This window comes from Bacillus sp. PSXD-155 (genome assembly GCF_049310765.1).
In the GTDB taxonomy this organism is placed as follows: Bacteria; Bacillota; Bacilli; order Bacillales; family Bacillaceae_G; genus Bacillus_A; species Bacillus_A cereus.
Genome location: NZ_JBMOWC010000006.1, coordinates 258,310 through 282,101 on the forward strand (window position 1 = coordinate 258,310; position 23,792 = coordinate 282,101).

Here is a 23,792-nt window from a genome sequence, read left to right on the forward strand (position 1 = left end):
ATTTCGACAAACACATTAAGGTGAGTAACGAAAACGTTTGCCTTAATTATAGTGAACTTATACGTAAACCTATTTTTGACACGTGTTACTGATTCGATCAGGCATGAGTGGAGAAAAGTAAGGAATGTAAGCTAGAGAAAGGGATATACTACCCTTTGTATAGCTATCGTTCTATCTTTTTTTCCTCATGTCTTTTTGGCGTTTGTCGGAAGGTATCAATATAGATAAGAGAGGAAGGGTTTCCATGTTTAAGAAGATCTTTGGTGTTCTTCAAAAAGTCGGAAAAGCGTTAATGCTTCCAGTAGCGATTTTACCGGCAGCAGGTATTTTACTTGGATTTGGTAATGCATTTCAAAATCCACAGTTAACAAATGTTATTCCTGCTTTAAAAGCAGATTGGTTCGTAATGGTTGCAAAAATTATGGAACAATCTGGTGATATTATTTTCGCTAACCTTGCATTATTATTCGCAGTTGGGGTAGCAATTGGTTTAGCTGGTGGAGATGGAGTAGCTGGTTTAGCAGCATTCGTCGGCTACTTAATTATGAACAAAACGATGAGTGTGTTCTTAGAAGTAGATAAGCTAGTGAAAGTAACAAGTTCTGGAGCAGACCCAGTAAAAATTGGATTTGCAGATCCAGCGTATGCAAACGTATTAGGTATTCCAACGCTACAAACAGGGGTATTTGGTGGTATTATCGTCGGTATAGTAGCGGCATATTGCTATAATAAATACTTCAACATTGAATTACCATCATACTTAGGTTTCTTTGCAGGTAAGCGTTTCGTACCGATCGCAACTGCAACATTCTCTTTAATAGTAGGTATTATCATGTGCTTCGTTTGGCCATACATTCAAGGTGGCTTAAACACGTTCTCACATCAAATGATTGATGCAAATAGAACAATCGCAGCATTTATATTCGGTTTAATTGAACGTTCATTAATTCCATTTGGACTACATCACATTTTCTATTCACCGTTCTGGTTCGAATTCGGTCAGTATACAAATGCAGCTGGCGAATTAATCCGTGGTGACCAAAAAATCTTTATGGCACAGTTAAAAGACGGTGTAGAATTAACAGCAGGTACATTTACAACTGGTAAGTATCCGTTCATGATGTTCGGTCTTCCAGCAGCAGCTTTAGCAATGTACCATGAAGCACGTCCAGAAAATAAAAAATTAGCAGCAGGTATTTTAGGTTCTGCAGCATTAACATCTTTCTTAACAGGTATTACAGAGCCACTTGAATTTTCATTCTTATTCGTAGCGCCAGTATTATTCGGAATTCACGCTGTATTTGCTGGTCTATCATTTATGACAATGCAAATTTTAGGTGTTAAAATTGGTATGACATTCTCTGGTGGTTTAATTGACTTCCTATTATTCGGTGTACTACCAGGCCGTACAGCATGGTGGTGGGTAATTATTGTTGGTCTTGTACTAGCAGTTATTTACTACTTCGGATTCCGCTTTGCAATCCGTAAATGGAATCTAAAAACACCTGGTCGTGAAGAGGCAAATGCGAATGACGGTGCAGGAAAAACAGAAGCAGGCGAACTTCCTCGTGAAGTATTAGTAGCACTTGGTGGTAAAGAAAACATTGCTTCTTTAGATGCTTGTATTACTCGTTTACGTGTTCAAGTTAACGAACAAAAGAATGTAAACAAAGACCGCTTAAAAGAACTTGGAGCAGCTGGTGTACTTGAAGTTGGAAATAACATTCAAGCTATTTTCGGACCGAAATCTGACACATTAAAATCACAAATTCATGATATAATGTCAGGTCGTACACCTCATGTTGAAAAAGAAGAACCTGTAAAAGTGGAAGAAACTCCTCAAAAAGTTGATGAAAATGAAACAATTGTATCACCAATTGAAGGGAAAATATTACCAATTACAGAAGTACCTGACCAAGTATTCTCAGGAAAAATGATGGGAGACGGATTTGCAATTGAGCCAACTGAAGGAACAGTAGTTTCTCCAGTTAACGGTGAAATTGTCAATGTATTCCCTACAAAACATGCGATTGGTATTCAATCTGAAGGCGGAAAAGAAATTTTAATCCACTTTGGTATTGATACTGTAAAATTAAATGGTGAAGGATTCGAGGCACTTGTAGCACAAGGTGATAAAGTGAAGCAAGGCCAACCATTATTAAAAGTAGATCTTGCATTTGTAAAAGAAAATGCACCATCTATCATTACACCAATTGTATTTACAAACTTACAACAAGGGCAACAAGTCGAATTGAAAAAAGATGGAAATGTTAAGAAGGGCGAAACTGCTATTATTGACATTCAGTAGGAATTTGACGCAAAATGTTTATAATTATAATAGGCGATGTGGTTGACCGAACATCGCCTATTATATACAATAGATGATGTAGTACTCACGTCTATACAACTAAAAAAAACTGTAATTTAAAGGAGATAAATAATCATGGAAAAAATCTTTAAAGTAACTAGCGACTCAGGAATTCATGCTCGTCCAGCAACTCTACTTGTAAACACTGCAAGCAAATTCGGTTCTGACATTAACTTAGAGTATAACGGAAAGAACGTTAACTTAAAATCAATCATGGGCGTTATGTCTTTAGGCATTCAACAAAACGCAGAAATTAAAATCACTGCAAATGGTGATGATGCAGCTCAAGCACTAGCAGCTATCGAAGAAACTATGAAAAACGAAGGATTAGGAGAATAATGACTCTTAACATTCAAGGGATCGCTGCATCAAGTGGGATTGCTATTGCAAAGGCTTTCAGACTTGAAAATCCTGAATTTAACATCGAAAAGAAATCAATTACAAACGAAGCTGCAGAAATTGCACGCTTAGACGCTGCGCTTGAGAAAGCAAAAACTGAATTAGAAGCTATTAAGGACCACGCATTTGCTGAGCTAGGTGCTGACAAAGCTGCAATCTTTGAAGCACATTTATTAGTGTTAAATGATCCAGAACTAGTAAACCCAGTAAAAGATAAAGTAAATAGCGAAAAAGTAAATGCTGAATTTGCAATGGATGAAGTTGCATCAATGTTTATTTCTATGTTTGAAAACATGGATAACGAATATATGAAAGAACGTGCTGCGGACATTCGTGACGTAACAAAACGCGTTCTTGCACATTTACTAGGAATTAACTTCTCAAATCCTGGTACAATTTCTGAAGAGGTAATCATCATTGCTGAAGATTTAACACCATCTGATACAGCTCAGTTAAACCGTAAGTATGCAAAAGGTTTCACTACTGATATTGGTGGACGTACATCTCACTCTGCAATTATGGCTCGTTCTATGGAAATTCCAGCTGTTGTTGGTACGAAAGTTGTTATGGAAAAAATCCAAAACGGCGATATCGTTATCATTGACGGTTTAGATGGAGAAGTAATTGTAAACCCATCAGAAGAAACTCTTCGTTCGTTTGAAGAAAAGAAAGCGAAATTTGAAGAGCAAAAAGCTGAATGGGCTAAATTAAAAGACCAAGCTACTGTAACAAGTGACGGACATCACGTTGAGCTTGTTGCAAATATCGGAACACCAAATGATGTACAAGGCATTATCGATAATGGCGGAGAAGGCGTTGGCTTATACCGTACAGAATTCTTATACATGGGCCGTGACAATCTTCCAACAGAAGAAGAGCAGTTCGAAGCGTATAAAGCAGTTCTTGAAGGTGTAAAAGAAGGTCAACCAGTCGTTGTTCGTACACTTGACATCGGTGGAGATAAAGAGCTTCCATACTTACATTTACCAAAAGAAATGAACCCATTCTTAGGATACCGTGCAATTCGCTTATGTCTTGATGAGCAAGATGTGTTCCGTACACAACTTCGTGCATTACTTCGTGCTAGCGTATACGGTAACTTAAAAATTATGTTCCCAATGATTGCAACTCTTGATGAGTTCCGTCAAGCGAAAGCGATTTTATTAGAAGAGAAAGCGAAACTTGTAGAAGCGGGTACAACTGTTTCTGATTCTATTGAAGTTGGTATGATGGTTGAAATCCCAGCTTCAGCAGTATTAGCAGATCAATTCGCGAAAGAAGTTGACTTCTTCTCTATCGGAACAAATGATTTAATCCAATACACAATGGCTGCAGACCGTATGAACGAACAAGTATCATACTTATACCAACCATATAACCCATCTATTTTACGTCTTGTAAAAATGGTTATCGATGCTGCTCATAAAGAAGGAAAATGGGCTGGTATGTGTGGTGAGATGGCGGGCGATTCACTTGCTATCCCATTATTATTAGGATTAGGATTAGATGAGTTCAGTATGAGTGCAACATCTATTCTTCCTGCAAGAACACAGCTAAGCAAGTTGTCAAAAGCAGAAATGGAAACATTAGCAGAAAAAGCATTAATGATGTCAACTGCTGAAGAAGTTGTTGAACTAGTTAAAAGCATATAATCAATAAAAAAACCTGAGTCGATTTGAAATCGGTCTCAGGTTTTTTCTATGAGAAAAGTAAATCTTATTTGCTTACTATCGAGGATAAGAGACAGAATTAGATAGCGATTGCAACGATATCAGTTGGGCATACACGTAAAATGCCATTAAAAGTATTACGTTGACGGTTCTTATCATCTTTGTTGTCGTCTTTATTATCTTTATCATTATTGTTACGAGCTAAAGCAGAGAAAAGAGCAACACCGTTAGCGAAACCTTCAAAAATTACATTGTTGAAAGATCCGATACCTTTAATGCTTAAAAGAGAAAGTTCTGTTCCAACTGAAATGCTAGCAAGTACGTTACATACAGCTGGTTGTTGTGGTCTAACTACTTCTTTCTCTTTCTCTTTCTCATGATGTCTGCACTCTCTTTCATGATGATGACAGTCTCTAAAGTTATCACAGCATCCAAATGATCCAAACATAATCCTCATCACCCCCTTCACACTTATAATCTATGTAAGTTCGGTAGTGAGTGACTGGACAGAGAGTGGAATTTTTTCTAGGGGATTTTCTCATTTTAAATGACTAGCTGGGTGTTTAGTATGGAATGATGTTTAAAATAGGGGAAATATAACAAAAAATGTAAAAACCACCAAAATAAATGAAATAGGTAGCCTTTACACTTTTTTACTTTTATATAAAACGATGATATATACAGGAAGAGCTAGGAGTAGTGGTACAATGGATCGTGCAGTATGTTTTTCTGATTCTAATTGGAATGCTTCTTCTTTTGGGAATTGTAAAATGGAGATGTTTGCGGCATCACCAATAAAATATAGAAGCAGTACAGTTACTATGTAACATAAAAGTGCGATAAAGCTTCCGTATGAACTCAATGAAAATCCCTCTCTTGTTATCTATTTGTTATCATTGTATCATAATTGTAACAAAAATACACGGGTATATTTCAACACCTAAACAAAATTCGACACAAAACGTCAAGTTTATTTATGATAAGGGAATAGAATATACTTTTCCATAAGTATAAATGTCGAATGATTTGTAGTAATATTACAAAAGTATGACAGGAAATAAAAAAACGAAGGCAATGTAGTTACCTTCGTTTTTTATTATTTTGCCCACTCACTCACTTGCTCTACGCTCATACGAGGTGCAGGGTGGCCTTTTAAAGTTGATTCACCAATTGTAATAAGCATAATTGGAACGTAACGAGATGAAACGTTAAATTCGTCTGTCAGTGCTTGTGGATTGAAGCCACCAATAGCACAAGTATCCCAACCAGTTGCTTTAGCTGCAAGCATAAGTTGCATTGCTGCTAAAGATGCATTTGAAAAGGCAGCATCTCTTGGGAATTGTTCACGAGCATATGCAGATTCAATATTTTTAGCTAAGCGTTCTTTTGCTTCTTCTTTCATAAATCCTTGTTCTACAATTGGACCATATACTGGCTCAACATTTTTATAAGCTTCTAAATCACCTAAAATAGCGACTACTGCAGAAGCATCAAGAATTTGTTGTTGGTTATAAGCTATTGGGTGTAATCGTTTTTGTACATCTTCACCTTGAAAAACGAGGAATTTCCAGTGTTGCAAGTTCCAAGCGGAAGGTGCTTGTGCTGCGGCTTTTAAAATCTCATGTAATTCTGTAGATGAGATTTCTTTATTTGGGTTGAATGCACGTGTAGATGTGCGTTCATATAGAACGTTAAAAAAGTTGTCGTTTGTCATTGTATATCCTCCAAATTGTATATCGAATTATTTTCAAAAAAATAATATACACTACTTACATTTTGTAAGTTATCGAATTTAAGAATATAATATCTTTATTTTAATTGTCAAGTTTTAAAAATAAGCTAGGGCATTCATACAAACGATACAATTCCTACAATCATACACTAAAAAAGGAATTTATAGAGTGAAAAGCGAAGATAACATTCTCAATTAGCTTGTTAATATGTATCTCTCACAAATTAAAGTTTATTGGAGAACAGTCTTTTAAAAAAGTTTGTGAGGAATTCAGTAGAACAAGATATATGAAGTGAGTGAAGACTAGTGATGAACATACTACATTTTTTATTAGAGAATACGGTTTTCCAAAATGTGTTACAAGATCTGCAGTTAAATGTCCTTTATATAGAAAATGGATGTAAGCATCAACAAACGGTAGAAAATATCCATCCAAAATGTATGTTTATAGCAAATAGTTTTGAAGAGGGCGAACTATTATTTCAAAGAACGAAACCACACATTATCATTACGTATGTAACAGATTATTCTCAAATAAAATATATAAAGAATATGTATACTCCGCACAGTACATTCATTGTCATTTGGGATCAACAAATAACAAAAGAATTCACAGATGTACTTGCATTAGGAATACGTAATATTGTAATAGCTCCTGTAACTCCGCAAGCAGTGTTAGAGGAAGTGAATAAGAGTTTGTATCAACTTTCTTTAGTAAGGCAAGTCGGTTTGCAGCAGGAATTGCTTCAAACGATGTTTGATTTTCAAAATGATCTATTATTTATAGTAGAAGATGATGAGATTGTTGATTGTAATACAAATTTTTTAGCTTTTTTTGGATATGAAAATCTGTTTGCCTATCGTGAGCAACATTTAGTATTTGCTGAACATTTTATTAGAGAAAGTGGATACTATTCAACGACGCATGATATAACATGGTTAGACGATACTTTATCAAATGGTAGAAGAATTAAGATGCTAAATTATGAAGGGGTAGTATCCACTTTTTTATTACGTGCGACACCATTGCCAGAAGATTTATCAAGATTTATTGTAAAGTGCACGGAAATTACAGAATTAGATGAAATCTATCAAGAGCAAGAAAGACTTGCTATGGTAGATTCATTGACAGAGATTTATAATCGTTTAAAGTTTCAACAAATACTAGAGGTAGAGTGGGAAAAGGTAATACGTAGTGATGAGAAAATAGCTATCATTTTATTTGATATAGATAATTTTAAAACGGTTAATGACACATATGGTCATGATTTTGGTGATTTGGCATTAATACAACTTGCAGAGCTTATGAAATCTAAAGTGGAGCAACAACATGTATTTGCAAGATGGGGAGGAGAAGAATTCATTATATTAGTGACAAATACAGTAGAAAAGGAAGCGTTTCAAGTTGCGGAGTCATTACGATTCTTCATTGAAACAAAGCAATTCACTGGAATTTCGAAGCTAACAGCTAGCTTTGGAGTTGCGTTATATGAACAAGGAACTACAAGAGAAGAATTAATGCAACGAGCGGACATTGCATTATATGAAGCGAAAAAAAATGGGAAGAATCAAGTATGTGTGTATAGAAAAGAAAAAATGTAATTTTTCGCAACAAATTGTTGCGATTTTTTTTTATTGTTTGATAATAGAATAGGGGGACAATTTTTAGCGAAGGAATTATGGAGGATCAATATGATAAAAAAAGTAATGGTGATGGCTTCACTGTCTGCTATAGTTGGCGGCGGAGTATACTATTTTCTTGTTAGCCCCAATATAAAGGAAAACACTGTATTAACAACTAAAGTGAATCCTACTATTGAATCAGAAGTACAAGGGAATATAGAAGAAAAAGAAGAGCAACAAATTGATTATGCTAGCATATCTCAAAAATTAGATCAATATTTAGTCGGAAAGCAATTTAATGGAACAGTTTTGGTAACAGATAAAGAGCGTGTTATATTGAATAAAGGATATGGGTATGCTGATGTTCAAAATAAAATAGAAAATACGCCTCAAACAAAATATCGTATTGGTTCTATTACGAAAACAGTTGTTGCCACATCTATTTTACAGTTGCAAGAACAAGGTAAATTGAATATTCAAGATAATGTAAATAAATATATTCCTTCATTTCCGGAGAATAAAAATATTACACTATATCATTTATTAACCCATACCTCTGGTTTACCTGAACATGCGAAAGGAAATGTGAATGCTACTTCCCGTTTACAGTTAATTAATTGGATTGGACGTCAAAATTTAGAATTTCCTGCAGGAACAGGTTGGAGATATACAGATTATAATTATATGGTTCTTGCTTATATAATAGAACATATCTCGAAAAAACCTTTAGGAGATTACATAAAAGAAAACATATTTGTAAAAGCAGATATGCATGAATCCGGTATGGGAAATATGGTACCTGGAGATAAAAATTTTACAAAGGGTTATGTGAAAAAAAATCAAGAGCTTGTACCAGCGCAGAAGTTAGGCATGGATTGGCTATATGGTTGTGGTGAGATGTATACGACAGTTGGAGATATGAAGAAGTTAGACGAAGCAATTATAAATGGAAAACTTCTTTCTGAACAAAGTATACAAGCAATGTTTTCGCCTTCAGCAGAACGGAAATATGCATTTAGTTTTTATATATATCCAGATTATTTTCATAATCATGGTGTATTATCTGGTTGGAACACTTTCAATAATTTTAATAAAGAAAAAGGAATTTTTGTTATGTTATTTTCAAATGTAAAAAATAGTATGGATGATGACTTTAATAAAGAGTTCCGAAAGATGGTAAATGATTTATTAGAACAAAGGGGATGAGAAAATGGAACATAAAACTTTATCAATAGGTTTCATTGGTATTGGCGTAATGGGAAAAAGTATGGTTTATCACTTAATGCAAGATGGTCATAAAGTATATGTATATAATAGAACGAAAGCAAAAACAGATTCTTTAGTGCAAGATGGTGCACAATGGTGTGATACGCCAAAAGAGTTAGTGAAGCAAGTTGATATTGTAATGACAATGGTTGGATATCCACATGATGTAGAAGAAGTGTATTTTGGTATAGAAGGAATTATAGAACATGCAAAAGAAGGTACGATAGCAATTGACTTTACGACATCTACACCTACTTTAGCAAAACGTATTAATGAAGTTGCAAAAAGCAAAAATATATATACGTTAGATGCACCTGTCTCAGGAGGAGATGTTGGTGCGAAAGAAGCAAAACTCGCAATTATGGTAGGTGGAGAGAAAGAAATATATGATAGATGCTTACCTTTACTTGAAAAGTTAGGAACAAACATTCAATTACAAGGACCAGCTGGGAGTGGACAACATACAAAAATGTGCAATCAAATTGCGATTGCTTCCAATATGATTGGAGTATGTGAGGCTGTTGCTTACGCGAAGAAGGCTGGATTGAATCCAGATAAAGTGTTAGAGAGTATTTCAACAGGGGCAGCAGGTAGTTGGTCATTAAGTAATTTAGCTCCTCGAATGTTAAAAGGAGACTTTGAGCCAGGATTTTATGTAAAGCATTTTATGAAAGATATGAAAATTGCTTTAGAGGAAGCAGAAAAATTACAATTACCAGTCCCAGGCTTAAGTTTGGCGAAAGAATTGTATGAAGAGTTAATTAAGGATGGCGAAGAAAATAGTGGAACACAAGTATTATATAAAAAATATATAAGGGGGTAAACGAGGTGGACCTTCAAAAGTTTGATGAGATGATTGATACTGTACAGCGAGCTACTTGTATGCAAATTAATGAAAAACAAAAAGAAGCTTTTAAACAAAAATATGATTTTGAACCAGACTTTGAATATGGAAGAGATGAGAAGGGGCATTATGTAATTCGAACCTCTAAAAAGATGTTAGAAGAAATGGAGTTTTATTTGGCATTGAAATATGATCGTGATGGAGTGGATCTTTATATGCAAGCTGAGATTGACGGTATATTTCATGTATCTGTTAGCTATGGTGAAGATGCCCTACATCTACAAGAATTGTTTCAATTTCTAGAAGAAAATAAATAAAAGTCCTCATTTGAGGACTTTTATTTATTTAGTCATTATAAGTTAGAAGCGCGGCGACATCGTTCAACCGGGAATGGGATAATTTGTGCGATGTGATTAGGACCAAATTGTTTTGTACGAGCATGGCGTATTATATAAAAAGCACACAGAATTGAAACAGGAATAGCGCCGAATAAACCAAAAAATAAAGCGCTTACACAAGATGCAACAAATCCTAAAACACCAATTTCTAACTCTTCCATAATAGCTCCTAAAATAACAGGAAATGCTCCACATGTAACTCCAAGTATAAGTGCGATAAGTAAGCTCATGATTATCCCCCTCTGTTTGCGATATTATTTTCCTTCTTAGTTAATTGTAGTATATCACATGTAAAACAGAATTTTCAGAAAAATTTCAATAAATGTTCGAAAAATACACTTGAAAAATCAAGACGTTAAATTTGTGATGAAATGGTACTTTTGAGTAAATAAAAAATCAGGCTTATTTCAAAAGTGAAATAAGCCTGTTCCATAGGAGGATGTATATATGTAGAGTGAATAAAAGTTTGGAAAAGGGGATCCAAGTCCTTTTATTCAACTAACTACCTTAATAGATTGGAACCCAGCCTTCAGTTGTCACAAAAATACGAATAGCTACAACTTGACGATCATCTTGCAAGGTAAAATAATGTCTTGCATTTTCTGGAACAGATATTAGATCGCCTGGCTCAAGTTCAACATCAAAGAATTTCCCATCTTTGCCTTCAATAGCGAAAATGCCATGACCACTGACGATAAAGCGGACTTCGTCGTCTGTATGATGATGTTCTTTTTGGAAATTAATTAATAATTCGTCAAGGTTAGGTGTGCTATTTGAAAGTGAAATTACATCATGTGCTTTATAACCTCGACGTGCTGAAACATCAGCGATTTCTTTTGAAAAAACAGCTAATATTTCAGCTTTGTTTTCATCTGTTAAAGAATAATTTTCATTTAAATGAGTAGGAAGTTTAGAAATATTCCATTTCTCATATAAAACGCCTTCCTCTTGTAGAAATTTAGATACTTCCACTTCATTTTCAATACGAGTATTTACTTCATGAATACGAATTTGCGCCATTAGAAACGCCTCCTTGAATTGATAATAGTTTTATATGAAATTGGAATAAAAACTCATAAGCTTCTAATCTCTTCTTTGCATCAAAGCTATCTCGGCCCCATACGGTAATACCGTGGTTACGGATTAATACCGCTCCCGAATCACCTTGTATATGCTTTCGGAAGTTTTCTCCAAGCGTTGGGATATGGGCATGGTTTTCGATAATAGGAATGTGAATTGTTGCACCTTCTTCCCAAATATCGAGAGCTTTAATAATTTCTTGATTTTGAAGGGTAACTGCATCACTATATAAATTTGTGATGACATTATTATCAGTTGTATGAACATGAAGTACGCACCCGGCATTCGTATTGTTATAAATATGTGTATGCAATATTGTTTCTGCTGAAGGGCGTAATTCAGTCTCTAAAACGGGAACTCCTACATGATCTACTAATAGAAAATCATCTGGAGTGGTTTTTGTTTTATCTTTACCGCTTGCTGTAATGAGAAAAGTAAGTGGCTCATGACTAACTTTTATAGAAATATTACCACTTGTTGCTGGGAACCAATTTCGAGTTGTTAATTCTTTTTTTATCTCGCTTAAGTCATACCATTGACGAAAAAGTTGTTTCATGATTTCACCTCCAACAAATGTTTTAATTCATTTTGAATATCATGGAATGTTTCAAACGGTGTATAAGCAATATAATTCTCTTCACACTTTGTAATAAGGAAGTCACGAGCAAATACTTTATCTGCTTGTTTCGCAGCTTGTAAATCAGTAATTGAATCTCCAATCACAATATGGAAGTCATTCGTATCACTTAATTTTCGGATGAGTGATGATTTACATAATCCGCAATGATTTTGACAATGATGATCACAAGGATGAGGCCAATTCACCGTAATGTATTCATTTGAAAAATCTGTTTCATTACAGTAAATTTGCTCTTTTGGAATGAGTCCTTGTAAGAGTGGATAGACGAAGAAATCCATTCCACCTGATATAACGTAAAAAGAAATGTTATTTTCATTTACAAATTGTATAAATTCATGAAAACCATTACGAATTTCAGCAGTTTCTATTAAAAATTGAATAATTTCATCGTGCAGATGAGTAGGTATTAATCGAAATAATTGAGAAACACCTTCTTGAATAGATAGCTCTTGTGATAAAATTCTATTCTTTACTTCTTCAGCTTCTGGTGGTGCGAATTTTTCCATAATGGACATAATGTTATCATTATTTGTAATCGTGCCATCGAAATCACAAAATACTTGAATACTCATAATTTCACCTCATGAGAGGGATTTCCCCATATTTGTAGTGCACTATGCAAATTTATGTCATCTACTTCATGGAGTGGTTTATTTTGCAAAGTAGCATCAATTGCAGTACGGAAAGCTTTACCACCGCCTTGCGCTCCATTTGGATGTCCATGTATCCCGCCGCCAGCATTAATAACAACATCTTTACCGAAATCTCGTACAATAAAGGGAACGAAACCAGGGTGAATACCAGCAGATGGAACAGAAAAGCTCTTCTTGAAAAATGCATCGTCTTCAGTTAAATATTTTGAGATAGCAAGAGCTTCCTCTTTTTCTAGCGCAACACTTCCGTATGGAGATGGGAATAATGAAAAGTCAGCCCCAGCATAGCGTAGTAGCTTTCCGAGTAATAATGGAGATGAAATTCCATATAACTTAGATGCTGAATAAGCACCACTTACAGCAGGGTGTGCCATAATAGGAACTGGGATTTCATCATCTTCTGCAAGTGATTGCAGTACATCTAGTCCGTAAGCAAATACGTTAAATAATAGAATATCAGCTCCAGCTTGCACTGCACGTTTCGCATTTTCTTTTAAATCAAAAGTTCGTCCTGTTAAATTTACGGCATATAACGTTTTATGTCCGTATGTTTCATATACGGATTGTAAAACTTCTTTTCCAGATACAATGCGTTTCGTAAGTGGTGTTAATGCATTTTCAAATAATATTTCATCATCTTTTACTATATCTACACCACCACTTGCTTGATCACGTAATTGCGTTTTTAAATACCCAATATTTCGTCCAATCATTCCTTTAAAAATACTCATTAAAAGGGGACGATCATGCACTTGTAAAAGGTTTCGAATCCCATCTATCCCGAATTTTGGACCAGGAAAATGTTCTTTCAATTCTTCTGAAAAAGTTAAGTCAATTAATTTTACTTCGCCATCAAGGGATAGCTTTCCAAATGTAGTCGTTAAAATTGCTGGTAAATCTGGACTGAAGTTTAATAACGGATATTCGATTTTAATAATTCCGCGTTTTACTTTTTTACGTAAATACGAATTCGTATGTTCATGTTCAGCTAATTCCTCAATATGAATGACGTTGCCTTTATGTTGCTTTAATTGTTCTTGCAATAATTGTGGCAAATGAGTCCAAGAGCCAATTGTTAAACCAAGTGCAATTTGCTCAGCCTTTTTTTCTAAGTTATGTGAATCATCATGGATTAAATACGTCGCTATAATTCCGCTCATTGTTATAACCTCCTAGTTAAATAAAAAAACCTCTCAGCTAAGGAGAGGTTTTTTTACAACCAGCTCCTTATCTGTCAGCATAATGCTGCGAGAATTAGCACCGTGTCTACGATTGTAGATCGGTTGCCGGGTTTCGTCGGGCTCGTCCCTCCACCTGCTCTTGATAAGAAGTATTTAGAAATGTTTAAATTTTTAAGATAACTGAATTTTGTCAGATATTTTTCATGTTGTCAATTACTTTTTGAAAAAATTTAATTTATCAATTCGATTAATGGCTTCTCGTAATCTATCTTCTGTATGCAAGAGACCAACACGGACATACCCTTCGCCATGTTCACCAAATCCAACACCAGGAGCAACTGCAACATGTGCTTTTCCTAGTAAAATATCAGCAAATTGCTCAGAGGTATATCCTTTTGGAACAGGAAGCCATGCAAAGAATGACCCTGTTGGAATGTCTACATTCCAACCAATTGATTGACAAGCCGAAATAAGAGCGTTTCGTCGAGATTCGTAACTATTTACAAGGTCTATTACGCAAGACTGTGAACTTAATAGTGCTTCGCGGGCAGCATCTTGAACTGCACCAAAAATACTAACATACATATGATCTTGTAATAAGTTAATGGTTTCAATGACACTTTCATTCCCTACTGCAAAAGCAATACGCCATCCAGCCATATTGAAAGTTTTCGATAGAGTGTAAATTTCAATACCTGTATTTTTAGCACCGTCTGCTTGCAAGAAACTAACAGGTTTTTGACCATCAAATCCGATAGCGCCGTAAGCAAAATCATGAACGACTAATATATTATGTTTATTAGCAAAATGAATAGTTGCATCAAAAAAATCTTTTGATGCAGTAGCACCTGTAGGGTTATTTGGATAGTTTAAAAACATTAACTTTGCCCGTTCAGCGATAGAGTCGTCAATTTTTTTATAATCCGGTAAAAAATGATTTTCTGCAATAAGCGGCATGGTTTCAAAGTGTGCCTTTGCTAAGGCAACCCCAGATAAATAATCTGGATAGCCTGGATCTGGAACGAGAATCGTATCACCAGGGTTTGTAAAACAAATTGGTAATTCTACTAATCCAGCCTTTCCACCAAACAATATAGCAACTTCAGTTTTCGGATTTACTACTACATCATATTCACGTTGATAGAATGTTGCCACGGCTTCTTTTAAACTTTCATGTCCGCGAAATGGCGGATATTTATGATGAATGGTCTTTTCGGCAGCATCTTGTAAAGCTTTTACGATATGCTGCGGTGTTGGTTGATCTGGATTACCTTGACCTAGATTAATAACATCATGACCAGCTGCAACGACTTTGTTAACTTTTGCAACAAGTGAAGCGAAAAATTGTGTTGGCAATGATGTTACTATCTCAGAAGGTTGAAATAATTTCATACTTTCCACCTCTTTTGAAAGTTGTTACAATTCTAGTGACAAATGATATAATCTTTCCAGTATTTTGTAAAGAAAAAAATAAGAATGGGGCTGAAAAAATGAAAGTCGCATGTATTCAAATGGATATTGTTTTTGGAGATGTAGAAAAAAATATTGAGAATGCTAAAAATAAAATAAGCGAAGCTATGAAGGAAAGGCCAGATGTTATCGTCTTACCAGAACTATGGACAACAGGATATGATTTAACGAGACTTTCTGAAATTGCAGATAGGGATGGAGTGGAAACGAAAGAAAAGTTAATAGAATGGGCGAAGCAATATGATGTACATATTGTTGGTGGTTCTATAGCAAAGCAAACAGAGCAAGGCGTTACAAATACGATGTATGTTGTAAATAATGAAGGACAGCTAGTCAACGAATATAGTAAAGTACATTTATTTCAGCTTATGGATGAACATAAATATTTAATAGCCGGTAATGGTACGGGCGAATTTAAGCTGGATGATGTTGAATGCGCTGGAACAATTTGTTATGATATTCGTTTTCCAGAGTGGATGCGTGTCCATACTGCTAAAGGGGCAAAAGTATTATTTGTTGTAGCTGAATGGCCATTAGTTCGTTTAGCACATTGGCGTTTGCTATTGCAAGCAAGAGCAGTTGAAAATCAGTGTTATGTTGTTGCATGTAATAGAGCAGGAAAGGATCCAAATAATGTATTTGCGGGTCATTCTTTAATTGTGGACCCTTGGGGTGAAGTTGTAGTAGAGGCGAATGAAGAGGAATCAATTTTATTTGGAGAGCTTGAATTCGAGAAAATTAAAGAAGTACGTAAAGGAATTCCAGTTTTTGCGGATCGCCGTCCAGAATTATACAAATAAAATGTTGACAAGTGATTTTTATTCTTGGTATAGTCTTCAACATAAAGTTAAAAATTCAAAAAATTATACAACTCTTATCAAGAGCAGGTGGAGGGATTTGGCCCGATGAAGCCCAGCAACCGACCGTAATACCATTGTGAAATGGGGCGTTTATTACGCCAAAAGGCACGGTGCTAATTCCAGCAGAAAGTAAAACTTTCTGGCAGATAAGAGGGGAGAAGATAAACTTCAAACCTCTTTCTTAGTGGAAAGAGGTTTTTCTATGTTAGAAAAACCTCTGAATTTAAAAAGGGGGAGAAGACGATGGGATATTATTCATTAACAGAAATAACAGCTGTACAATATGCGAAAGATCATGGCTATTTTGAAGCGAAGGCAAATGTAGTTTGTCATGAAATTGGAGACGGAAACTTAAATTACGTGTTCAAATTAGATGATGGAGAGAAATCAATTATAATAAAACAAGCACTGCCTTATGCGAAAGTAGTTGGTGAAAGCTGGCCATTGTCTATAAAAAGAGCAACGATTGAAAGCAAGGCATTACAAATTTTTGCGCAGTATGTACCGGATTATGTTCCAGTAGTGTACAGTCATGATGAAGAGTTAGCGATAACGGTAATAGAAGACTTATCAAGACTAACAATTACAAGAAAAGGATTAATAGACGGAGAAGAATATCCGCTTTTATCCCAGCATATCGGCCGTTTTCTAGCACATGTTTTATTTTACACTTCAGATTTTGGTTTACAGTCAGAAGAGAAGAGGGTACTAGAAGGTACCTTTGTAAATCCGGACCTTTGTAAAATTACAGAGGAATTAGTGTTTACAGATCCGTTTGGACATTATGATACAAATGATTATGAGCCAGATTTACAGCTCGTGGTTGATGAACTTTGGAGTGATAAAACTTTAAAACTAAAAGTAGCACAATATAAATATAAGTTCTTAACAAGGAAAGAAACTCTTATTCATGGTGATTTACATACTGGTAGTATTTTTTCGTCACCTTCTGAAACGAAAGTGATTGATCCAGAATTTGCGACATATGGCCCATTTGGATTTGACATAGGTCAATTTATTGCAAATCTATTACTAAATGCTTTATCTAGAGAAGAAGAAAAAAGAAGTGTACTATTTTTCCATATAGAAAAGACGTGGAGTTATTTTGTAGAAACTTTTACAAAATTATGGATTGGAGAAGGTGTAGAAGCATATACGAAAGAAAAACAATGGTTACCAATTATTTTGCAAAATATCTTTACTGATGCAGTTGGATTTGCCGGATGTGAACTGATTCGTAGAACAATTGGTTTAGCTCATGTAGCAGATTTAGATGAAATAGAAAATAAAGAAACAAGAATTCAAGCTAAGAAACAAGCGCTATCCTTAGGTAAAGAACTAATAAAATATGAATCTAAAAGTGCTGATATTCAACTGTTTCGAACATTATTTCAACAGACAGTTTCAGGGGGCGTAAAAGCGTGAGTACAATTGTTACTGTTCCGAGATCTGTAAGCTGGAAAGGTGATGCAATTGCGGTATTAAATCAAACGAAATTGCCGCATAGCACAGAATACAAAACATTGACGACTATTGAAGAGGTTTGGAAAAGCATCGTAATGTTAGAAGTACGAGGAGCGCCTGCAATTGGAATTGTAGCTGCATTTGGCTTGGCGCTTGCATCAAAAAAATATAAAACTGTACATATTGAAGAATTTCAAAAGAAGTTTAATAGAGATTGTAATTATTTAGGAACGTCACGCCCGACAGCAGTAAATTTATTTTGGGCAATTGATCGTATGAGAGAATCTATTCGAGAGATTACTACAATAAAAGAAGCACAAAAAACATTAGAAGAAGAAGCGCTTCGCATTCAGCAGGAAGATGAAGAGGTGTGCCGAAATATTGGGGAATATGCGTTAACATGTTTTAAAGATGGCGATAATATTTTAACAATCTGTAACGCTGGAAGTATCGCAACTGCCAGATATGGAACTGCATTAGCTCCCTTTTATATTGGAAAAGAGAAAGGTGTGCGTTTACATGCATATGCGTGTGAAACGAGACCAGTTTTACAAGGTGGTCGCTTAACGACCTGGGAATTGAAGCAAGCAAATATTGATGTGACCCTTATTACAGATAATACTGCAGCTCATGCTATTCAAACGAAAGAAATAAATGCAATTATTGTAGGGGCGGATCGAATTGTCGCAAATGGAGATACGGCAAATAAAATAGGGACAATGAATTTAGCTATTTTAGCAAAGCACTTTGATATCCCATTTTATGTTGCTGCACCACTGTCAACATTTGATGTTAGGAAAGAAACTGGAGCCGAAATAATTATTGAAGAAAGAGATGAAACAGAAGTTACGAAAATCTTTGGAAAACAAGTAGCACCAATTGGAACGAATGTTTATAACCCTGCATTTGACGTAACACCGAACGAATTAATTACAGGAATTATTACTGAGAAAGGTATTATAAGCGGGGATTATAAAAGAGAAATTGCATCATTATTTGAAAAACAGGCTAATACATAATAGCTTGTTTTTTTATGCCTAAATGCATTGTTTTCTCTTACTTATATAATGAAAGGAGGAGAAGAGGATGGAAGAGTGGATCAAGATGATAGGTAATGTAGGGTTTCCAATTGTTGTAACATTATATTTACTCCACCGTATTGAAAGTAAATTAGAGGGGGTAATTGTTGCAATTGAGAAGCTCCCGCGACAATTACTAAAGTACGAAGATCCTCGCAATAAAAAATAAAGTTTGCTCTTCTTGAGCAAACTTTATTTTTTATTGAGCAGTATAGCCACCATCGATAACGACAGCTTGACCAGTTATACCTTTAGCTTTTTCACTCGCTAAAAACATAGCATAATCAGCGATTTCTTGTACTTGTAATAAGCGCTTTTGTGGGACGAGTGGATAAATAACATCTTCTAAAACATTTTCAAGTGGTACATTTCGTGTAGTAGCTAAGTCTTGTAGTTGATTACGTACAAGAGGGGTATCGACATAACCAGGGCAAAGGGCATTAACAGTAATACCATGCGTAGCACCTTCTAAAGCGGCAACTTTTGTTAATCCAATTACGCCATGTTTTGCACTATTGTAGGCAGCTTTTCCAGCAAACCCGACAAGGCCGTTAATAGAAGCGACATTAATAATACGACCATATTTTTGTTGTTTCATAATCGGAAAGGCATGCTTAATTGCGATAAACGGAGCAATTTGCATAATTTGAATTAGTAGCTCAAACTTTTCCGTTGGAAAGTCTTCAATGGGTGAAACGTGTTGCATTCCTGCGTTGTTAATTAATATATCTAATGAACCGAAATGACTAACTGTTTGAGAAATTGATGCTGTAATTTCCTCTTCAGATGTAACGTCACATTTTAAACCGATAGCTTGAAAACCTTCACTTTGCAATTGCTCAGCAGCTTCTTTCGCACGTTCTTCAAGACGATCAGTAATCACAACTTTTGCACCTTCTTTTGCAAAAGCATTTCCCATTTCATATCCAATACCACTCGCAGCACCTGTTAAAAAGACAACTCGATTTGTAACCATGATGAAAAACATCCCTTCATAATAAAGTTTTCATAGTGCTCTATTTAGAGAGGTTATAATGAAAATCCTGCAAACATTTGGAAAAAATATCGTTAGCTATCTTGTTTTGCAAAATAGTCTTTGCTATACTATTTTGTAAAGCAAGATACTTACGCTTATCTATCTTGTAAAACAAGATAGTAGGAGGATTTGAATTATGTCGACAAGTCAAATGCTGAAAGGGATCTTAGAAGGATGCTTACTTGCTATTATTTCTGAAGGCGAAATATACGGTTATGAAATGAGTGAGAAGCTAGCAAAGTATGGTTTTACAATGGCGAGTGAGGGAAGTATTTATCCGTTATTAATACGAATGCAAAAAGAAGGATTAATAACAAGCGTAATGAAGGAATCTCCATCTGGTCCAAAGAGAAAATATTACACATTAACAGAAAAAGGCGAGGAAGCACTTGATGAATTTATGGATCGCTGGGAAGCGATGCAAAGTAGTGTAGAACGTCTACTTGAAGGGAAGGGAAGGAGAAAATAATGTTATCAAGTGAAGCACGAAAGTTTTTGTTAGATATGAGATTATTTTTGACGGCAAAGAGTGTGAAAGAAAGTGATATTGAAAACTTTTTAGAAGACGCAGAACTTCATTTAATAGAAGGTGAGAGTGAGGGGAAGAGTGTAGAAGATATTTTCGGAAGCTCACCGAAAGAATATGCAAATGAACTTGTAAAAGTGATGGAAAGAGATAGACAGGAAACGCGGAAGCAAATTGGTTTTACAGTAATGAATATCGTATCTTTTTGGATTATTGCTTCTATCTTAATAGTGAATAATGGAATGTTACAGATTTCACTTATTCAGTGTATCGGTTACAGTTTTTCATTGATTTTAGTTGTTATAGGTCCTAATTTTCTACTTCGCAAAATGACCTTCGTCACAAGCTTTACAAAAACATGGTTTTCCATGTGGTCTTTAGTTATGATTGCTCCATTGTTTTTATTAGGAGCTGTTACGATATTAGATGTGATATATCCTACAAAAATGCTCACATTCACCGAAGTCCAAAGTTATATAGTAGCTGGTGGGATTTTTATGATCACAGTAGCTATAAATATATATTTTGAAGGATGGTTTAAAAACTTATATTTAATCATTCCGCTTTCTATTATGTTAATGTTTAAAACATTTACATCTGAAGATCTCATGCCAATGTTATTTCAAATTATATGTTTATACGGAAGTTTGTTTATTTTAATTTTCTTTGAAATTATGATGAAGACGAATAGAAGAGAAATGGTTAAATAAGGGGGTGATAAAAGTGCTATCGAATGAAGGGCAAAAGTTTTTAGATGATACTCAAGGGTATTTACGAACAAAGGGCATTAGAGAAGCTGATATTATTTTCTTTATAGAAGATGCGGAAGTTCATTTAATAGAAGGAGAAAAGAGAGGGAAGAGTGTAAATGATATATTCGGTCATGCTCCAAAAGAGTATGCAAATCAACTTGCCAAAGAGATGGAAGTTGATAAAAAAGGGAATTATAAATTATTGCTTTATTTCATTATAAATTTATTAGCATTCACGATGATGAAGAGTGTATTTTTTAGTGAAGTCGACCATCGTTTGTCTTATTCTTTAATTGAATTAATCGGATATCCAATTATGATTTTTGTAGGAATTAGTTTATTAATATGTGGCATGAGAACAGCCTCATTTAAGCGTAAAAGAACTGAATTTTTAATTATGTATATAAGTGGTGCGATATGGTTTTTATCAATTTTCAGTATTGCATTATTAAATAATTTTTATGGTACAACATTTATTAAATTTACTGCGACAGAAAGCTTCATTCTTGTTGGAATAGTAGTTCTATTTGCAGCTATTGTAAATATTAAATTTGGTGGTTGGTTTACTTTGGCGTATTTACTAGTTCCAATTGCATTGGAATATGTATTCGTAATGATAGATTTATCAAGTATTATTGGAATGTATGTACAACAAATAATTCTTTTCATTGTTATTTATATGCTTTTGAAAATTCATATAAAATTAGAAAAAGGAAAGTATACGAATAAAAAGAGAGACAGTATTATTTATAGGTAAATTGAGTAGTAGTTTTCTAAGGTTAACCTAACAATAACTCTTTTATAAAAAGGATATATGTTGACTATTTTATTAATATATTAGATTACACATCAGGATATATTCTGTTTTTCGGTTTAATAGGAAAGCGGCTGCTCTGGATATACCAAAAATTATTTCCAAAGAAATATTATATAGGGATTTTTAGAGGGATTACATTTACATTTACATTTAGTTGTCTATTTTTATTTCTAGCAGCCGGAATTTGGTTTGTTGATTGGAACAAGTTGTTTTAAACAGTAACATGAGGGTTACTGTTTTTTTCTTTGTAGTAAAGAGCTTTGTAAAGAGAGCGCTTTTTGTTCTGTTGTTAATAAGGAATGAATATGAACGTTTTCTGGACGAGGGACTATCGGATACATAAGATTTGTTGGAGAAGGGTGGTGCTCCGAGCCGGTTGGAGAATGAGGATCTGCATGAGTAAGTTTTCCATGAATACGTCTTGTAAATAAAATATGACCGATTTCGTGAGCGAGCGTATATATATTTTTCATAGGGGCAGCCGAATTTGTTAAAACGATATAGCCAGTAAGTTGCTGTTGTTTTGCTAAAGAATAAGCGCAGGCAATTACTGCTGTTTCTTTGAAATAATCACTGCCAATATAACAAATATAAAGGTCGCATTCAGGAGCTTCATTTACACATGTTTGGAAAAAGGATGCCAACTTTTCTTGACTTTGAATGGAATTTTTATAACTGATTTCACGGTCAAAAAAACGGAAAAGTTCATTTAATACAATTACTTCTTGAATTTGAAATGTAATGGGGTGCCAAATTGATTCTGCAACAGCTAAATCTTTTGCGATGCGGTCATCAGAAATATCGGCACCGGGAGTAATACAAATACATATATTGACGTATGGATCCATAAGGAACACCTCAAATGAAAAAAGTTCTTCCTATAATATATGTGGGAAAAAGATGTCATGTATGGATAAACGCCTTCTTTATTGAATATATAGATGACAAGTCGAAAAAATTTCATAGTTCTATAACATTGTGTGGTCGTCTTTTTGATATAGTAAAGGAAAGGGGGAGAATATATGTATACATTAAAAATCGTTTCAGACAGAGAAGCACTTTATCAATTTGCGAGTTATGTAAGAGTTGTACAAGGGGTTGAAGATGTATATGTAGAGGTGGGAGAACCTTTATATGAACATCCTTTAATGAAGTTTTATGTACATATTAAGCTGAAAGAAACATATGAGCAGCATAAAGCGTTACAGGAAATAGCAAGGTTAGTAGAATTGGGCCGTTTTACATATGTCCATTATCGTAATGATGAAATTGAGGAAGCTTTTGAAGCTGTAAAATATGAAAGTTTTAAGAAATAAAGGTGAAAAAATGGAGGCGAAAGCTTCCTTTTTTTCTTTAAAATTACATGAACAAAAAGAGAGAAATTTTGTTATGATAAGGGAGGTTAGGGAAAGGGGAATTTACATATGGGGTATATTGAAGAGTTACGAAAAGTCGTTGGTACAAGACCGCTTATTCTCGTAGGATCAGCAATCATTATATTAAATGATAATCAAGAAGTATTGCTTCAATATCGTTCAGATACATATGATTGGGGTGTACCTGGCGGGGCGATGGAACTGGGTGAAACGACAGAAGAAACGGCACGTAGAGAGTTATTTGAGGAAACGGGGTTAACTGCAAAAATAATGCAATTTCTTGGTGTTCTATCAGGAAAAGAAGTATATTTCCGTTATCCGAATGGCGATGAAATTTTCAATGTCATTCATCTGTATCAGGCACATCATGTGAGTGGGGAATTAAAGCTCGATCATGAAGGGTTGAAACTTCAATATTTTCCAGTAGATAAGTTGCCAAAATTGAATGAAACGACAGAGAAAATTTTACAAAAGTTTTTATATGCACTGACAGAATAGAAGGTTAATTCCTTCTATTTTTATTATATTAAATATTTTGATTTTTTAGTATGTTTATAG

General features: G+C 34.7%; 28 protein-coding genes and 2 riboswitches. Of the genes, 17 read left to right on the plus strand and 11 right to left on the minus strand.

Annotation, left to right across the window (positions count from 1 at the left end; genetic code table 11):
• Positions 1 to 244 precede the first annotated feature (244 nt).
• The 3 genes from ptsG to ptsP all read left to right on the plus strand — a co-directional run bounded on the left by ptsG (position 245) and on the right by ptsP (position 4,419).
• Complete coding sequence (gene ptsG, locus ACO6VI_RS09600) at positions 245 to 2,308, plus strand: PTS glucose transporter subunit IIABC (protein ID WP_061659903.1); 2,064 nt, start codon at positions 245 to 247, stop codon at positions 2,306 to 2,308.
• A 135-nt stretch (positions 2,309 to 2,443) separates the two neighbouring features.
• On the plus strand, positions 2,444 to 2,707 hold the full coding sequence (ptsH, locus tag ACO6VI_RS09605) for a phosphocarrier protein HPr (protein WP_000411080.1): 264 nt from the start codon (positions 2,444 to 2,446) through the stop codon (positions 2,705 to 2,707).
• The gene (ptsP, locus tag ACO6VI_RS09610; protein ID WP_000174207.1) at positions 2,707 to 4,419 is read left to right on the plus strand and encodes a phosphoenolpyruvate--protein phosphotransferase; all 1,713 of its coding nucleotides are present in this window, start codon (positions 2,707 to 2,709) and stop codon (positions 4,417 to 4,419) included. The genes ptsH and ptsP overlap by 1 nt, the downstream gene beginning before the upstream one ends.
• Positions 4,420 to 4,516: 97 nt before the next feature.
• Here ptsP and ACO6VI_RS09615 read toward each other — a convergent pair whose 3' ends face one another.
• The 3 genes from ACO6VI_RS09615 to ACO6VI_RS09625 form a co-directional block, all read right to left on the minus strand.
• Positions 4,517 to 4,885, minus strand: a complete 369-nt coding sequence (locus tag ACO6VI_RS09615; RefSeq protein WP_088020460.1) for a DUF3915 family protein — start codon at positions 4,883 to 4,885, stop codon at positions 4,517 to 4,519.
• 195 nt (positions 4,886 to 5,080) lie between these two features.
• On the minus strand, positions 5,081 to 5,299 hold the full coding sequence (locus tag ACO6VI_RS09620; protein WP_000100485.1) for a hypothetical protein: 219 nt from the start codon (positions 5,297 to 5,299) through the stop codon (positions 5,081 to 5,083).
• Positions 5,300 to 5,533: 234 nt separating this feature from the next.
• A complete protein-coding gene (locus ACO6VI_RS09625) occupies positions 5,534 to 6,151 on the minus strand; it encodes a nitroreductase family protein (protein ID WP_000180387.1) in 618 nt (205 codons plus the stop codon).
• Positions 6,152 to 6,478: 327 nt separating this feature from the next.
• Between ACO6VI_RS09625 and ACO6VI_RS09630 the strand changes: the two genes are divergently transcribed.
• The 4 genes from ACO6VI_RS09630 (at position 6,479) to ACO6VI_RS09645 (ending at position 10,219) form a co-directional block, all read left to right on the plus strand.
• Positions 6,479 to 7,771, plus strand: a complete 1,293-nt coding sequence (locus ACO6VI_RS09630) for a GGDEF domain-containing protein (RefSeq protein WP_161520108.1) — start codon at positions 6,479 to 6,481, stop codon at positions 7,769 to 7,771.
• 90 nt (positions 7,772 to 7,861) lie between these two features.
• Entirely contained in the window at positions 7,862 to 8,998 is a 1,137-nt protein-coding gene (locus ACO6VI_RS09635) for a serine hydrolase (protein ID WP_141544807.1), read from the plus strand.
• Between the two features lie 4 nt (positions 8,999 to 9,002).
• Complete coding sequence (locus ACO6VI_RS09640; protein WP_000400437.1) at positions 9,003 to 9,881, plus strand: NAD(P)-dependent oxidoreductase; 879 nt, start codon at positions 9,003 to 9,005, stop codon at positions 9,879 to 9,881.
• 5 nt (positions 9,882 to 9,886) lie between these two features.
• Positions 9,887 to 10,219, plus strand: a complete 333-nt coding sequence (locus ACO6VI_RS09645) for a DUF3909 family protein (RefSeq protein WP_000365617.1) — start codon at positions 9,887 to 9,889, stop codon at positions 10,217 to 10,219.
• A 35-nt stretch (positions 10,220 to 10,254) separates the two neighbouring features.
• Here the strand turns inward: ACO6VI_RS09645 and ACO6VI_RS09650 are convergent, their stop codons facing one another.
• The 6 genes from ACO6VI_RS09650 to ACO6VI_RS09675 all read right to left on the minus strand — a co-directional run bounded on the left by ACO6VI_RS09650 (position 10,255) and on the right by ACO6VI_RS09675 (position 15,246).
• Complete coding sequence (locus ACO6VI_RS09650) at positions 10,255 to 10,530, minus strand: hypothetical protein (RefSeq protein WP_000054658.1); 276 nt, start codon at positions 10,528 to 10,530, stop codon at positions 10,255 to 10,257.
• A gap of 277 nt (positions 10,531 to 10,807) precedes the next feature.
• Entirely contained in the window at positions 10,808 to 11,320 is a 513-nt protein-coding gene (locus ACO6VI_RS09655; protein ID WP_000057317.1) for a 1,2-dihydroxy-3-keto-5-methylthiopentene dioxygenase, read from the minus strand.
• Positions 11,298 to 11,936, minus strand: a complete 639-nt coding sequence (locus ACO6VI_RS09660; RefSeq protein ID WP_000811341.1) for a methylthioribulose 1-phosphate dehydratase — start codon at positions 11,934 to 11,936, stop codon at positions 11,298 to 11,300. Before ACO6VI_RS09660 ends, ACO6VI_RS09655 begins: the two co-directional genes overlap by 23 nt.
• The gene (gene mtnX, locus ACO6VI_RS09665; RefSeq protein ID WP_000027487.1) at positions 11,933 to 12,592 is read right to left on the minus strand and encodes a 2-hydroxy-3-keto-5-methylthiopentenyl-1-phosphate phosphatase; all 660 of its coding nucleotides are present in this window, start codon (positions 12,590 to 12,592) and stop codon (positions 11,933 to 11,935) included. The genes ACO6VI_RS09660 and mtnX overlap by 4 nt, the downstream gene beginning before the upstream one ends.
• Positions 12,589 to 13,833: a 2,3-diketo-5-methylthiopentyl-1-phosphate enolase gene (mtnW, locus tag ACO6VI_RS09670; RefSeq protein WP_000014203.1), complete on the minus strand. Its 1,245-nt coding sequence runs from the start codon at positions 13,831 to 13,833 to the stop codon at positions 12,589 to 12,591. The genes mtnX and mtnW overlap by 4 nt, the downstream gene beginning before the upstream one ends.
• Positions 13,834 to 13,897: 64 nt before the next feature.
• A riboswitch (SAM riboswitch) is annotated at positions 13,898 to 14,003 on the minus strand.
• 64 nt (positions 14,004 to 14,067) lie between these two features.
• The gene (locus tag ACO6VI_RS09675; protein WP_161520089.1) at positions 14,068 to 15,246 is read right to left on the minus strand and encodes a pyridoxal phosphate-dependent aminotransferase; all 1,179 of its coding nucleotides are present in this window, start codon (positions 15,244 to 15,246) and stop codon (positions 14,068 to 14,070) included.
• Positions 15,247 to 15,260: 14 nt separating this feature from the next.
• Here ACO6VI_RS09675 and ACO6VI_RS09680 point away from each other — a divergent pair, with 14 nt between their 5' ends.
• The 4 genes from ACO6VI_RS09680 (at position 15,261) to ACO6VI_RS09695 (ending at position 18,896) form a co-directional block, all read left to right on the plus strand.
• Positions 15,261 to 16,124 (plus strand): carbon-nitrogen family hydrolase, encoded by an 864-nt coding sequence (locus tag ACO6VI_RS09680; RefSeq protein ID WP_016512349.1) that lies wholly within the window; start codon positions 15,261 to 15,263, stop codon positions 16,122 to 16,124.
• Between the two features lie 71 nt (positions 16,125 to 16,195).
• Positions 16,196 to 16,337: riboswitch (SAM riboswitch) on the plus strand.
• Between the two features lie 90 nt (positions 16,338 to 16,427).
• Positions 16,428 to 17,609 carry an S-methyl-5-thioribose kinase gene (mtnK, locus tag ACO6VI_RS09685; protein WP_053563714.1) on the plus strand — a complete coding sequence of 394 codons (1,182 nt, stop codon included), beginning with the start codon at positions 16,428 to 16,430 and terminating at the stop codon, positions 17,607 to 17,609.
• Positions 17,606 to 18,667, plus strand: a complete 1,062-nt coding sequence (mtnA, locus tag ACO6VI_RS09690) for an S-methyl-5-thioribose-1-phosphate isomerase (protein ID WP_161520090.1) — start codon at positions 17,606 to 17,608, stop codon at positions 18,665 to 18,667. The genes mtnK and mtnA overlap by 4 nt, the downstream gene beginning before the upstream one ends.
• A 67-nt stretch (positions 18,668 to 18,734) precedes the next feature.
• Complete coding sequence (locus tag ACO6VI_RS09695; protein WP_000393338.1) at positions 18,735 to 18,896, plus strand: YvrJ family protein; 162 nt, start codon at positions 18,735 to 18,737, stop codon at positions 18,894 to 18,896.
• Between the two features lie 30 nt (positions 18,897 to 18,926).
• Here ACO6VI_RS09695 and ACO6VI_RS09700 read toward each other — a convergent pair whose 3' ends face one another.
• Entirely contained in the window at positions 18,927 to 19,703 is a 777-nt protein-coding gene (locus ACO6VI_RS09700) for a 3-hydroxybutyrate dehydrogenase (RefSeq protein ID WP_161520091.1), read from the minus strand.
• A 196-nt stretch (positions 19,704 to 19,899) separates the two neighbouring features.
• On the opposite strand from ACO6VI_RS09700, the gene ACO6VI_RS09705 reads away from it, so the two are divergent.
• The 4 genes from ACO6VI_RS09705 to ACO6VI_RS09720 are packed head-to-tail and all read left to right on the plus strand — an operon-like array spanning position 19,900 to position 22,073.
• Positions 19,900 to 20,232 carry a PadR family transcriptional regulator gene (locus ACO6VI_RS09705; protein ID WP_000107977.1) on the plus strand — a complete coding sequence of 111 codons (333 nt, stop codon included), beginning with the start codon at positions 19,900 to 19,902 and terminating at the stop codon, positions 20,230 to 20,232.
• Positions 20,232 to 20,999: a DUF1129 domain-containing protein gene (locus ACO6VI_RS09710; RefSeq protein ID WP_161520092.1), complete on the plus strand. Its 768-nt coding sequence runs from the start codon at positions 20,232 to 20,234 to the stop codon at positions 20,997 to 20,999. The genes ACO6VI_RS09705 and ACO6VI_RS09710 overlap by 1 nt, the downstream gene beginning before the upstream one ends.
• A 13-nt stretch (positions 21,000 to 21,012) precedes the next feature.
• Complete coding sequence (locus ACO6VI_RS09715; protein ID WP_161520093.1) at positions 21,013 to 21,798, plus strand: DUF1129 domain-containing protein; 786 nt, start codon at positions 21,013 to 21,015, stop codon at positions 21,796 to 21,798.
• Positions 21,799 to 21,842: 44 nt separating this feature from the next.
• Positions 21,843 to 22,073 carry a DNA-binding protein gene (locus ACO6VI_RS09720; protein ID WP_422423251.1) on the plus strand — a complete coding sequence of 77 codons (231 nt, stop codon included), beginning with the start codon at positions 21,843 to 21,845 and terminating at the stop codon, positions 22,071 to 22,073.
• 15 nt (positions 22,074 to 22,088) lie between these two features.
• Here ACO6VI_RS09720 and ACO6VI_RS09725 read toward each other — a convergent pair whose 3' ends face one another.
• Positions 22,089 to 22,706 carry an ImmA/IrrE family metallo-endopeptidase gene (locus tag ACO6VI_RS09725; RefSeq protein ID WP_000371606.1) on the minus strand — a complete coding sequence of 206 codons (618 nt, stop codon included), beginning with the start codon at positions 22,704 to 22,706 and terminating at the stop codon, positions 22,089 to 22,091.
• Between the two features lie 174 nt (positions 22,707 to 22,880).
• Between ACO6VI_RS09725 and ACO6VI_RS09730 the strand changes: the two genes are divergently transcribed.
• Both ACO6VI_RS09730 and ACO6VI_RS09735 read left to right on the plus strand, forming a co-directional pair.
• Positions 22,881 to 23,174, plus strand: coding sequence for a DUF3928 family protein (locus ACO6VI_RS09730; RefSeq protein ID WP_000288330.1), 294 nt, complete (start codon positions 22,881 to 22,883; stop codon positions 23,172 to 23,174).
• A gap of 108 nt (positions 23,175 to 23,282) precedes the next feature.
• Positions 23,283 to 23,732, plus strand: a complete 450-nt coding sequence (locus ACO6VI_RS09735; protein WP_000540529.1) for an NUDIX hydrolase — start codon at positions 23,283 to 23,285, stop codon at positions 23,730 to 23,732.
• Positions 23,733 to 23,792 lie beyond the last annotated feature (60 nt).

What these genes read in the sequence shown, in the direction of transcription:
- ptsG (WP_061659903.1), top strand. Translation starts at nt 245, where the DNA reads ATGTTTAAGAAGATCTTTGGTGTTCTTCAAAAAGTCGGAAAAGCGTTA.
- ptsH (WP_000411080.1), top strand. Translation starts at nt 2,444, where the DNA reads ATGGAAAAAATCTTTAAAGTAACTAGCGACTCAGGAATTCATGCTCGT.
- ptsP (WP_000174207.1), top strand. Translation starts at nt 2,707, where the DNA reads ATGACTCTTAACATTCAAGGGATCGCTGCATCAAGTGGGATTGCTATT.
- ACO6VI_RS09615 (WP_088020460.1), bottom strand. Translation starts at nt 4,885, where the DNA reads ATGTTTGGATCATTTGGATGCTGTGATAACTTTAGAGACTGTCATCAT.
- ACO6VI_RS09625 (WP_000180387.1), bottom strand. Translation starts at nt 6,151, where the DNA reads ATGACAAACGACAACTTTTTTAACGTTCTATATGAACGCACATCTACA.
- ACO6VI_RS09630 (WP_161520108.1), top strand. Translation starts at nt 6,479, where the DNA reads ATGAACATACTACATTTTTTATTAGAGAATACGGTTTTCCAAAATGTG.
- ACO6VI_RS09635 (WP_141544807.1), top strand. Translation starts at nt 7,862, where the DNA reads ATGATAAAAAAAGTAATGGTGATGGCTTCACTGTCTGCTATAGTTGGC.
- ACO6VI_RS09640 (WP_000400437.1), top strand. Translation starts at nt 9,003, where the DNA reads ATGGAACATAAAACTTTATCAATAGGTTTCATTGGTATTGGCGTAATG.
- ACO6VI_RS09650 (WP_000054658.1), bottom strand. Translation starts at nt 10,530, where the DNA reads ATGAGCTTACTTATCGCACTTATACTTGGAGTTACATGTGGAGCATTT.
- ACO6VI_RS09655 (WP_000057317.1), bottom strand. Translation starts at nt 11,320, where the DNA reads ATGGCGCAAATTCGTATTCATGAAGTAAATACTCGTATTGAAAATGAA.
- ACO6VI_RS09660 (WP_000811341.1), bottom strand. Translation starts at nt 11,936, where the DNA reads ATGAAACAACTTTTTCGTCAATGGTATGACTTAAGCGAGATAAAAAAA.
- mtnX (WP_000027487.1), bottom strand. Translation starts at nt 12,592, where the DNA reads ATGAGTATTCAAGTATTTTGTGATTTCGATGGCACGATTACAAATAAT.
- mtnW (WP_000014203.1), bottom strand. Translation starts at nt 13,833, where the DNA reads ATGAGCGGAATTATAGCGACGTATTTAATCCATGATGATTCACATAAC.
- ACO6VI_RS09675 (WP_161520089.1), bottom strand. Translation starts at nt 15,246, where the DNA reads ATGAAATTATTTCAACCTTCTGAGATAGTAACATCATTGCCAACACAA.
- mtnK (WP_053563714.1), top strand. Translation starts at nt 16,428, where the DNA reads ATGGGATATTATTCATTAACAGAAATAACAGCTGTACAATATGCGAAA.
- ACO6VI_RS09695 (WP_000393338.1), top strand. Translation starts at nt 18,735, where the DNA reads ATGGAAGAGTGGATCAAGATGATAGGTAATGTAGGGTTTCCAATTGTT.
- ACO6VI_RS09700 (WP_161520091.1), bottom strand. Translation starts at nt 19,703, where the DNA reads ATGGTTACAAATCGAGTTGTCTTTTTAACAGGTGCTGCGAGTGGTATT.
- ACO6VI_RS09705 (WP_000107977.1), top strand. Translation starts at nt 19,900, where the DNA reads ATGTCGACAAGTCAAATGCTGAAAGGGATCTTAGAAGGATGCTTACTT.
- ACO6VI_RS09710 (WP_161520092.1), top strand. Translation starts at nt 20,232, where the DNA reads ATGTTATCAAGTGAAGCACGAAAGTTTTTGTTAGATATGAGATTATTT.
- ACO6VI_RS09725 (WP_000371606.1), bottom strand. Translation starts at nt 22,706, where the DNA reads ATGGATCCATACGTCAATATATGTATTTGTATTACTCCCGGTGCCGAT.
- ACO6VI_RS09730 (WP_000288330.1), top strand. Translation starts at nt 22,881, where the DNA reads ATGTATACATTAAAAATCGTTTCAGACAGAGAAGCACTTTATCAATTT.
- ACO6VI_RS09735 (WP_000540529.1), top strand. Translation starts at nt 23,283, where the DNA reads ATGGGGTATATTGAAGAGTTACGAAAAGTCGTTGGTACAAGACCGCTT.